We start from the raw sequence: 10,289 nt of genomic DNA, 5'->3' as shown, positions 1-10,289 counted from the left end.
TCCGATACTAAACGGGTTATTGGAAAAAGGATATAAAATAATAAGAGATAAACGATATATTCCGTATATAAATGGAAAGGAGAAGTTTGCAAGAGTGTTAGTGCAGAAATTATAAGACTGCCCTCAAAATCCTCACATTATCTTGTATCGTAAGGTATATAAGCGCCTAAAATATCCTTGAAAAACCATAAATATATTTATAATATATTATATATTTTTAATATGTTTTATAGAATCGGGAGGTTTATTATGCCAAAAGTCTTATTTTTTGCCGCCACAATTTTTGTGTCGTCTTTTTTTTCCGTTTCGATTGCGGTACAAATAGAAAATATAATGCTCATAAAAGAAAAAGCTAAGCAGAAAGTTATGATAAATGAAAATTATTATTTCACCTATGTTTTTTCCAAAAAACCTAAATTGGGAACATCAACGATAAAAATAAGCATTTTTAATAAAAACGGCAGCCAAAATACTTCCCTTGAAATTCTTGGAGACTATGACATGCCACAAATGCGCGGGCGTCATTCGTCTGGCCCGATAAAATTTAAAAAAAATAAAAACGGCGACTATCTTATGCCGCTCAATTCCGTTATGAGAGGCAAGTGGGAAATATTGCTTGTGTTTATAGAAGACGACAAAGATATTTTTGCTGGAGCCATTCACATTAATATATGAGAAAACAAGCCTTCATAAAAATTTTTGTTTTAATCTTATCCTCGTTTCTTATTTTTTCTTCTTATATTTATGCAGAAAGCAGTTTATTTTTTGGCGAAGTTCAGTCCATCGCTGGATATTCTTCTATGGACAATAAAATGATATATCGTTCTGGCCATGAGAAAGACACTATGCAGAAAAATTCCATAGGTTTTGATTTAATAAAAAAATTTTCCTCAAAGACAAGAGATATTCTTACCGCAGCCTTACAGTTGAGAGTGGCCTACGATGACAGCGAAGAAAAAGCGCAGCTTCAAATTTATAATGCTTACTTGAAAGTAAAAACTTCCATAGGAGACATTTCGCTTGGACACAACCGCGTCGCTTTTGGTCTTGAATCGTATTGGGACACACATGGAGAACTGATTCAGCCGCTTCAAATGTACGGTTTCGGATATGACAGAGACTGGGGCATAGTATTTTCAAAAGATACCGATAATGGAAACGTACAGTTTGCATTAACATCTGGAACGGCAATGGCATTGAGATTTAAAAATAATTGGCTTGCAACTTCAAGAATATCAAAAGGCGTACTCAGTTATGACAACTACACTCTAGGTTTATCAGTCATGGCGGGAAACATTCTTGAAACTATGGGCTATACGATAATGAGCGAAGAAACTTCAGAAATCGGGCTTGCAGCCACCGATTTCGCTTATAATCACAATAATTTTGAACATAAAGCTCAAGTCAACGTCGGAAAAATTACAGATGATATGGCTTGTGCCGGACTATACCGATTAAGTTTGAATTTTCTCGAAGAAAATAAATTGAAACTTGAATGGCAATATGTGTACACGCGTCGTGCAGATTTTGACAATCATTACATAGACGCCGCCATCAATTATAAAATAAATTCGGATATTACAACAAGGCTGGCATACAGCTGGCAGCGCGAAATGAATGACAACAAAATAGCTGCACAGTTTTATTATTATTTCTTAATTTAATACAGCAGCGGAGATGTTAAATGAAAAAATTCATTTTGTCTTTAATGTTTTCAGCAGTTTTGTCTGCAGCGTCATGGGCAGCCGTAGGCTGCGACCTAAATGACCCAGATCGTGACGTTAAACGTTTTTTCCCATCGTCAAGCGGCTATAAAACCGCATATTTTTCGATAGATAAATTAGGCGGCGAAACGCTTCTAAAAGAAGTGGAACAAAAACTCGGCGATTCTTTTCAAGGATTATATGAAACAATAGACGTCCCCTACACTTTATATACAATATATAAAGGAGAAGAAATTATCGGCTATATACACGGGATAAACCAAAAAGGCCGATACGGCGGGCTGCAGGTATTTCTTGTCTATGATGAAAAAGAAAATATTAAGAATTTTTATTTTCAGAAACTTACTTCAAAAAAAGCAAAAGAACTCCGTTCCAAAGAATTCGCAAAACAATTTATCGGTTTAAATCTATTGGATTTTCAGGACTACAATCCAAAAACCACAGAAACCTCAAATCCTAAGGCAGCCACCATAAAAAATCCTGATCCCGAAGATACAGTAGATTTTCCCGCAACGCTTAGAGCAGTAAAAAAGAATTTGATACTTGTAAATATATTTTTAGCATCCAGAAAATAAGCAGTTTCTAGTGGACGGCAGTTTTTTTATTTAATGCAATGTCGTAAAATAGAAAGCTGTCTGTGCCATTCGACGTTACTCAACTTCTCAGCTTTTAAAAAGGAGAAAACTTCATGAACATTTTTCAGATTTCTTACAAAAATCTTTTGCGCAGGAAACTTCGTACAGCTTTTACCGTTATCGGAATAACACTTTCTACATGGGTTTTGGTAACGCTGCTTGGATTCAATAAAGGATATGAAACTTCTTTAAACAATGACATAGAAGGTATGGGTTTTCAAGTAGTTTTAACTGCAAAAGGATGCCCTTACGAAGCTGCTACGCTTATGCTTAAAGGAGGAACCGGTTTGAGATATATGCCACAAGATATTGTCAAAGACGTCTATAAAAATGAAGAAGTAAGCCAAACCACGCCTATGCTTATGCATGCCGAATTTGACGCCAATAAAGGCGAAAATGGCGGCACTATCGTATATCTTGGAATAGATCCCATTACCTATCCCGCTATGAAACCCTATTTACAGTTTAATCAAGGAAAATGGTTTTCATCAGAGGCTAAAAATGAAGTCGTTCTCGGCTTTGAAGCAGCAGAACTCGAACAGCGCGAAATCGGCGACTCAATGCTTTTGGCGGGAAGAGAAGAAGAATATAAAGTCGTGGGTATTTTAAAGCGTACCGGCACGCAAGACGACGGAATGATTTTTCTTCCGCTTAAAACCGTACAGGAAGCGTTTGACAAAAAAGGACAACTTACAATGCTCGGCATACAGCTTAAACGCGGTGCTGACGCAAATGCTTTCGAAGAAAAACTTTACAGTTTGCCTGATGTTCAGGTAGTTTCTATGGCACAAGTAAAAAATACGATAATGAGCCTTGTAACAAGCGCTAAATCCATAGTTTTGTCCATAGCTTTTATAGCGTTCATAATAGCGATGTTCGGCGTTTTAAACACGGTTTTGATGTCCGTATTTGAAAGGTATCAGGAGATAGGCATTTTGAAAAGTATGGGCGCTCTCCCGAAAGACATATTCGTTATGGTTCTCATAGAAACCGCGCTTTTATGTTCTGTCGGAGCAATAATAGGAACCATATTTTCTGGGCTTTTCTCAAACGTTTCAGAGCTCGTAATACGTTATTTTTTACCTTTTACGCCTAACGGAAATTTGATAGAAATAAACATAAATATTGCTTTGTTGTCTCTGGGCGCAATAGCTTTGGTAGGAATCATAGGAGGAATTTATCCGGCTTTAAGAGCTGCAAACATAAGACCGCTTGACGCTATAAGACAAAATGATTGAAACGGAGGATTCATGCAGAATATAATTGAAGCGGCAAATTTGACAAAAATATATGCTAGAGGTTCTGAAAAAGTATGTGCTTTAAACGATATAAGTTTCACGGTAAAAAAAGGAGATATAGTTTCCATAACCGGCCAATCAGGTTCAGGCAAAACAACGCTTGTAAATATTGTAGGCTGTCTGGACAATCCGACTTCGGGCTCTTTAAAAATAGATGGAACACAGATATTTAAAGAAAATTTAGAGCTTTCCGAAAGTGAACTCACTGTTATAAGAAGAAATTTTTTTGGATACATTTTTCAGAAATTTTTTCTTATACCAACTTTAACAGTAAAAGAAAATATTTTGGTTCCCGCGGTTTTTAAAAAAGAGCTTAAAGTCAATGAAAATAGGCTTAATGAAATTTTAAAAATGCTCGGTATATCGCACAGAAAAAATCATCTTCCTTCGCAGCTTTCTGGAGGAGAAATGCAGCGCGTGGCAATAGCAAGAGCTCTTATAAATTCCCCTTCAATTTTAATAGCCGATGAACCCACCGGTAATCTTGACAGCAAGCGTTCCCAAGAAATAAAAAAACTGCTTACAGATGTAAACAAAGAGCGCGGCATAACTATTATCTTGGTGACGCATAACCCGGACTTTGCCAAAATAGGAAACCATCACATAGAGCTTTTCGATGGAAAGGCAATTAGAAACTGACAAGCTGGAAAGGCTGAATAAGTCCTATCTGGCCAATAACAGTGGAGGCTGGGAGCTGGAAAAACAGTAGAAAAACTTACCGCAACAAGAAAAATTTTATGCTTTGCTTGTATTGATATACTATATGAAGTTGTGTATATAGCCTACTTTTTCTCAGCTTCCCGGCGGCTCCCTAGCTGCTCAATTTTTGCTTATTTCCAGAATTTAAAATCAACTCCCGTATAAACGGTTGTTCCCGGCATAGGATAACCATTGACTATTTGATAATCTGCATTGGCAATGTTAAACCCTTTTATCCAAAAAGACAATGTATCTGTTGCTTTGTAGTGTACATTTAAATCAAGTATGGCAAAACCGTTATTTTCAACGGTATTGCCGCTGTCTTCATAATATTTATCTTTATAGCTTACAACGGCAGACAGCGTTAAATTATTAAGAGGTTTAATATTCAAATATGAATTAATTGTATGCTTTGGGCTGTACTGTAAAATTTTCCCGTCATAATCTTTTGAGTTGTTTTCAGCATTGAGATATGTATAATTCAAATTTATGTTCAGCCATTTAGTAATTATAACTCCTGCGCCGAATTCAACTCCGTACTGTTTTGCCTTATCTATATTTTCAGGGATATAATTTGTATTTGCATTAGATATTATCAAATTATCGCTGTCAATATAGTATGAGGTAACAGCAGCGCTTATTTTATTTGTCGTAAATTCAAAGCCTATATCACCTGAAATTCCTTCTTCGGGTTTTAAATTAGGATTTCCTCCCCACTGGCTGTATAAATCGTTAAAAGACGGAGATCTCCACACTTTGCCTCCGTTTGCTGAAAGTTTAAAATATTGAGATATGTTAAAGACCGCAGAAATCGATGGAGTAAAAACGCCACCATATACTGAATTGTAATCATATCTTATACTTGGAATAATGCGAAATTTGCCGAGAACACCGTTCCATTGGCTATAAACGGCGGTCGTATTTCTGTTTTTATCGACATTCAATTTTCCTGAAGTAATGCCACCGTCAATTGTATTCTGTGTATTATATAATTCATTTACAGACTCCGCTCCAAATAAAAAAGAATTCCATATAAAATCTGCCTGTACACCTTCAGTTTTATTAAATGTTTTTGAGTGATCTCCATAATCTATTAAACCAAGACCGTAATCTTGAAGATTTGTACTATCATTATAACTTGAACTATCAGAATGATATATTGACAATCTGAGTTTTTTATCATCGAAATTTAAATTATAATCCGCTTTAATATATTCATTATGATCTTTGCGCCGGCCAGGATCCAACCATATTGTAGAGCCTGGATAGCCAAAATCAGAATCATAACTGTTTGCTGACAAAGATATTGACTGTTTATCAGTTAAATTTAACGCGCCGTTAAACAAAAGATTTGTCCCTTTATAATCCGAATTTTTTCTGTAACCTTCTGTTTGGTATGCCGAGCCCGCCAACAAAACGGCCGCCTTATCATTGTAATACTGAACCGCAGTATAAGGATTCAAAGTTTTGTCCGAACCGTAAGAAAAACCAACGTTGGCATCGGGAGATTTGGCTTTTGCCGTTTTTGTAATTATATTGATTACTCCTCCGAAAGCACCCGTACCATAAACCGCTGAACCTGCCCCTCTTATTATCTCAATTCTCTCTATCATCAAAGTAGAAATTGCAGTAAAATTTGCAGCTCCGCTGCTGCCGTCATTAACCCTGCGTCCATCTATTAAAACAAGTGTTCTAGCGGAATTTGCTGCACCGCGCATAAAAATGGTGGGCATATCTCCTGCGGTTCCGTTTGTCTTATAAAACACTCCCATCTCCTGAGCTAACAATTCTCCCAGAGTTTCCACGTGTTTGCTTTCGATTTCTTCATGCGTAATAACTGTAACATTTGTCGGGAGTTCTGCTAAATTTGTGGGAGTTTTTGTAAGTGTTAAAAATATTTCTTCTTGAGCCAGCACCGCATTTGAAACAAAAACTAAAGACAATAATACCAACAAAATTCTTTTCATATAAATTTCCTTGGCCATAACGCCGTTTTTATAATTTATTTTTGATTTACGACATGAAATAAGATAGGCTTTATTGTCTTTGATAATAAAAAATCATGGTATCCTCCTGGGGATATAAAGTCAATGGCGGGCATTCTGACTCAGTTACGCTTTATCTGCGCACCTTACAGCAGCCGGACTGTTCACGATTTCCACGTGATTCCCCCGTCATTGCCGAAGATAACAAAATATGTTATCTGTATTTTTATTGTTCATTTTTACTTACCGGTATAACATAAGGTTTACCGGACATCGGATTCGTTTTAACTACAACCGTAGTTTTATATACTTCTTCAATGTCTTTATAGTTCAGCACTTTTTGCACCGTGCCGCTGTTTCTTATGTTTCCATCTTCCATAAGAATCAGATTATCGCAGAATTCTCCCGCAGCATTGAGATCGTGCAGAGTAATGACTATAGTTTTTCCGTATTTTTTGTTCAGCATTTTTAAAAGGCACAGAATATCGGCTTGGTTTCCCATATCAAGATGAGAGGCTGGCTCGTCAAAAACCATAATGTCCGTCTCTTGAACTATTGTCTGTGCTATTAAAACTTTTTGCTTTTCGCCACCCGAAAGCTCATCGACATATCTCTCAGAAAATGTTTCAATATTTGTAAATTTTAAAACTTTGTTCACTACGGCATAATCTTTTTGCGAAGGAATTTTAAATATATTCATATAAGGATACCTGCCAAACATCACAAATTCTTTAACAGTAAATGGAAAATTCATGTCAACACTTTGTGGCATAAAAGAAATTGCTTTTGATAAAACTTTTTTAGAGATTGAATAAACGTCCTTTCCGTTTAAAAAAACTTCTCCGTAAAAAGGTTTGAGTTGCCCGCATAAAACTTTAAGCAATGTGCTTTTTCCCGCGCCATTTCTGCCTATGATTCCGCTGAAAGAACCTTTTTCAACGATGCAGTTTATGTTTTTCAAGATTTTTTTTGACGAATATCCGGCGGTAATATTTTTTATTTCTATCATAAAGCATTCCTTGTGCGTCTTATCATTAAAAATATGAAAAATATTCCACCGGCAATGCTCGTTATTACTCCTACTGGAATTTCTACGGGCGATAGAAGCGTTCTGCTTAAAGTATCGCACAACGGCAAAAATATGCAGCCTGCAAGTGCAGACGCTGGAATTAACAAAGAATGATTTCCCCCGACTATTTTTCGCATAATATGCGGCATCATAAGTCCCACAAACCCTATTATTCCACAGCAAGAAACGCATGAAGCCGTAATCAGCGAAGTTAAAAGAAAAATAATTTTTATCATTTTTTCCGTATCTATCCCAAGCGTGTTCGCTTTTTGCCCTCCCAGAGTCAAGACATTGATGATATTTCCAGTTAAACATAAAATCACAGTTCCTGCCAAAACAACGATTATTACAAACGGCAGAATTCTTTCGTCAAACATGGAAATATTTCCCATAAGCCACATAAAAGCTGAATAAACCTGATTTGTTTTTGAAAGCGAAAACAAAAGCATTACCGCAGAGGAAAAAATATAACTTATTATGACTCCATAAAGTATCATGGAATTTGAATTAAATTTTTCCCGCATACTTAAAATATAAACTGCCAAAACCGCCAACAGCGCTCCAGCAAAAGCCGAAAACGGTATAAATATCCATCCGACTGAAGCCAGTCCGGCGACAAAACTCGCACAAACGCCAAAAGCCGCTCCGCCGGAAATTCCGAGCGTAAAAGGGTCTGCAAGAGGGTTTCTCAATATTCCCTGAAAAACACAGCCGCCTGCGGCAAGTCCGGCGCCGGCCGTCATAGCCATCATTATGCGCGGAAGCCTTATTTGTTTTACAATCATCAAAACACTTTCTTCACCGATTCCGAACAAAGCTTTTAGCGTATCGAAAAATGAAATATCTTTTGTTCCTGCTTTTAAAGAAAAAATAAAAACAAAAAATGCCAATGCCGGCATTATTGAAAATACGAGCATTTTTGTTCGTTTACTTGCCACCAAATATCTCCGGAAATATTGTTTTGGCGAGAATTTTTACACCTTTGGCAAAAGTCGAAGGCGTAGGTGTGAAAATATCGTTGACGTCTATCATGTAAACTTTATCATTGCGCACAGCTGAAACCGCACTGTATTTTTTCCAGTTTTGAATTTCATCTTTACTTATATCTCCCATATTGACCATAATTATGACATCAGGATTGCGTTCGACGACATCTTCGATATTTACAGAAGGATAGCGCATGTTTATATCATTATATATGTTAACGGTAGACGTATAATAATTATAGTCGTTTATAAAACTATGTTTTCCTGTAGTGTAAAGAGGTTTGGCGCCCACTTCCCAAAAAACTCTTTCTTTAGGCAGTAAAGCGGTTTTGGAATAAATTGAAAGCACTTCTTTTTCAGCTTTGGAAATCAAATCTTTTGCTTTTTCCTCTTTTTTAAGCTTTTCGGCAAGAGCAAGAAAATTGCCGCATATTTCTTTAAAATTACCAGCGGTTTCCATTACATAAACTTCAAAACCAAGTCTTTGTATTTTTTCAACGGCAGCCTTATTGTTTCCTTCTTTAGCTGAAATTATCAAGTCTGGTTTTAACATGACGATTTTCTCTATATAGGGTTCCAGTAACGTTCCGATTATTTCTTTTTGACTTTTTCCTTTCGGACAATAAATCGTTATCGCAATAACTTCTTTATCCATATCAAGATCATAAAGGCTTTCCGTCACTGAAGGCGCCAAAGATATTATGCGGCTATACTTTCCAGCGTAAAGCTGCACAGAGAACAAAAATATGAGCGAAATAATTATAAATATTTTATTTTTCATCAGAATTCTATACCTTTTTTTGCAGGAATTCCTTTTTTGTATGGATGTTTAATTTCTTTCATTTCCGTCACCAGATCGGCAATATCTATAAGTTCCTGCGGCGCAGCTCTACCAGTTATTACAATATCGGATTTTTCGGACAGTTTTTTGAGTAGATTGATAAATTGCATTTTATCCAAAAAACCATCCCTTAAAGCGATGTTAAACTCTTCCAAAACGACTAAATCATATTTCTTGCAGGAATTTGTAAGTTCGGCAAGCTTTTCCATGGCAGGAATGCATTTTTCTTTTGCCTCTTCAATAGACACGTTTTTTATACAGTAAGGATGCTCTTTTGCAAAAGAAAAAAAATCTAACCCGTCAAGTTTAGTTAAAATATTTTGTTCGCCGTAAAATTGTCTTCCTTTAAACAGTTGTATCAGGCAGACTTTATTGCCATGCCCCAAAGAACGGATTATCTGCCCTATAGAAGCGGTGGTTTTCCCTTTTCCATCGCCTGTGTTTATTATTATCATCGTTTTCCCTATAAAGAAATCCGCTTTCAATAAAAGAAAGCAGATTTCTTTAATACGAATAGAATATTATCCATCTTTCCCTCGAAAGCGACCTTTTGCCAAAAAAAACAGTTAATAGACCGGACTATGAAAAAAGCTTTTTATCGAAAACTTTATCTCTTACCGTTGCGGGGCAGTGTCCGAATCAAAAATATCAAACTTTTTACGGAACTTCCTTTAACCGCTTTTGTGAAATAAACAAAAAGAATTTTTAATAGTATATCAAACTTTTTTTAATTTATGAATGAACCAACTATACGCTATCTGAAAAATAATTTTACGGAATTATCCTTTGAGGTATTGTTGAGCATTAGTACCATATGCCAGCCATCAACCCACTTAAAATGTTGATGACACAACAATTAGTGATTTTTAGAGACACTCAATCGCCATTTAGTGTTTAGTCATTGCCGTTATTACCAGGATGAGCGGCAACGACGACAAAGCAATCCAGAAAGCTAACAGAAACGACATTCTTATTCATAGATTGCTTTGGCATCTAATTCTGCCTCGCAATGACGACTAAACTGGTGTCATAAATGAAGTGAATCAATTATA

At 36.2% G+C, this 10,289-nt stretch carries 10 protein-coding genes and 1 riboswitch; of the genes, 5 read left to right on the top strand and 5 right to left on the bottom strand.

Translation table 11 applies throughout. The features are described from left to right. The first annotated feature begins 249 nt into the window (after window positions 1-249). The 5 genes from LBD46_06040 to LBD46_06020 all read left to right on the top strand — a co-directional run bounded on the left by LBD46_06040 (window position 250) and on the right by LBD46_06020 (window position 4,296). Complete coding sequence (locus tag LBD46_06040) at window positions 250-675, top strand: FixH family protein (GenBank protein ID MDR2426719.1); 426 nt, start codon at window positions 250-252, stop codon at window positions 673-675. Then, on the top strand, window positions 672-1,664 hold the full coding sequence (locus LBD46_06035) for a hypothetical protein (protein MDR2426718.1): 993 nt from the start codon (window positions 672-674) through the stop codon (window positions 1,662-1,664). Before LBD46_06040 ends, LBD46_06035 begins: the two co-directional genes overlap by 4 nt. A 20-nt stretch (window positions 1,665-1,684) precedes the next feature. Then, a complete protein-coding gene (locus tag LBD46_06030; protein MDR2426717.1) occupies window positions 1,685-2,299 on the top strand; it encodes a hypothetical protein in 615 nt (204 codons plus the stop codon). A gap of 113 nt (window positions 2,300-2,412) precedes the next feature. Continuing rightward, entirely contained in the window at window positions 2,413-3,597 is a 1,185-nt protein-coding gene (locus LBD46_06025) for an ABC transporter permease (protein MDR2426716.1), read from the top strand. 12 nt (window positions 3,598-3,609) lie between these two features. Then, a complete protein-coding gene (locus tag LBD46_06020) occupies window positions 3,610-4,296 on the top strand; it encodes an ABC transporter ATP-binding protein (GenBank protein ID MDR2426715.1) in 687 nt (228 codons plus the stop codon). 191 nt (window positions 4,297-4,487) lie between these two features. Here the strand turns inward: LBD46_06020 and LBD46_06015 are convergent, their stop codons facing one another. From LBD46_06015 to LBD46_05995, 5 genes are all read right to left on the bottom strand, one after another. Continuing rightward, window positions 4,488-6,323 (bottom strand): TonB-dependent receptor, encoded by a 1,836-nt coding sequence (locus tag LBD46_06015; protein ID MDR2426714.1) that lies wholly within the window; start codon window positions 6,321-6,323, stop codon window positions 4,488-4,490. Between the two features lie 107 nt (window positions 6,324-6,430). Next, window positions 6,431-6,570: riboswitch (cobalamin riboswitch) on the bottom strand. Then, window positions 6,568-7,350, bottom strand: coding sequence for an ABC transporter ATP-binding protein (locus LBD46_06010; GenBank protein ID MDR2426713.1), 783 nt, complete (start codon window positions 7,348-7,350; stop codon window positions 6,568-6,570). It overlaps the preceding riboswitch by 3 nt. Then, the gene (locus LBD46_06005) at window positions 7,347-8,348 is read right to left on the bottom strand and encodes an iron ABC transporter permease (GenBank protein ID MDR2426712.1); all 1,002 of its coding nucleotides are present in this window, start codon (window positions 8,346-8,348) and stop codon (window positions 7,347-7,349) included. The genes LBD46_06010 and LBD46_06005 overlap by 4 nt, the downstream gene beginning before the upstream one ends. Further along, a complete protein-coding gene (locus LBD46_06000) occupies window positions 8,338-9,177 on the bottom strand; it encodes a helical backbone metal receptor (GenBank protein ID MDR2426711.1) in 840 nt (279 codons plus the stop codon). Before LBD46_06000 ends, LBD46_06005 begins: the two co-directional genes overlap by 11 nt. Next, window positions 9,177-9,692: a cob(I)yrinic acid a,c-diamide adenosyltransferase gene (locus LBD46_05995; protein ID MDR2426710.1), complete on the bottom strand. Its 516-nt coding sequence runs from the start codon at window positions 9,690-9,692 to the stop codon at window positions 9,177-9,179. Before LBD46_05995 ends, LBD46_06000 begins: the two co-directional genes overlap by 1 nt. Window positions 9,693-10,289 lie beyond the last annotated feature (597 nt).

The organism is Candidatus Endomicrobium procryptotermitis, assembly GCA_031279415.1.
GTDB classification, from domain to species: Bacteria; Elusimicrobiota; Endomicrobiia; order Endomicrobiales; family Endomicrobiaceae; genus Endomicrobium_B; species Endomicrobium_B procryptotermitis.
Note: the sequence above shows the minus strand (reverse complement) of the source record. Positions and strands in the feature narration are given on the sequence as shown.

What these genes read in the sequence shown, in the direction of transcription:
- LBD46_06040 (MDR2426719.1), top strand. Translation starts at nt 250, where the DNA reads ATGCCAAAAGTCTTATTTTTTGCCGCCACAATTTTTGTGTCGTCTTTT.
- LBD46_06035 (MDR2426718.1), top strand. Translation starts at nt 672, where the DNA reads ATGAGAAAACAAGCCTTCATAAAAATTTTTGTTTTAATCTTATCCTCG.
- LBD46_06030 (MDR2426717.1), top strand. Translation starts at nt 1,685, where the DNA reads ATGAAAAAATTCATTTTGTCTTTAATGTTTTCAGCAGTTTTGTCTGCA.
- LBD46_06025 (MDR2426716.1), top strand. Translation starts at nt 2,413, where the DNA reads ATGAACATTTTTCAGATTTCTTACAAAAATCTTTTGCGCAGGAAACTT.
- LBD46_06020 (MDR2426715.1), top strand. Translation starts at nt 3,610, where the DNA reads ATGCAGAATATAATTGAAGCGGCAAATTTGACAAAAATATATGCTAGA.
- LBD46_06015 (MDR2426714.1), bottom strand. Translation starts at nt 6,323, where the DNA reads ATGAAAAGAATTTTGTTGGTATTATTGTCTTTAGTTTTTGTTTCAAAT.
- LBD46_06010 (MDR2426713.1), bottom strand. Translation starts at nt 7,350, where the DNA reads ATGATAGAAATAAAAAATATTACCGCCGGATATTCGTCAAAAAAAATC.
- LBD46_06000 (MDR2426711.1), bottom strand. Translation starts at nt 9,177, where the DNA reads ATGAAAAATAAAATATTTATAATTATTTCGCTCATATTTTTGTTCTCT.
- LBD46_05995 (MDR2426710.1), bottom strand. Translation starts at nt 9,692, where the DNA reads ATGATAATAATAAACACAGGCGATGGAAAAGGGAAAACCACCGCTTCT.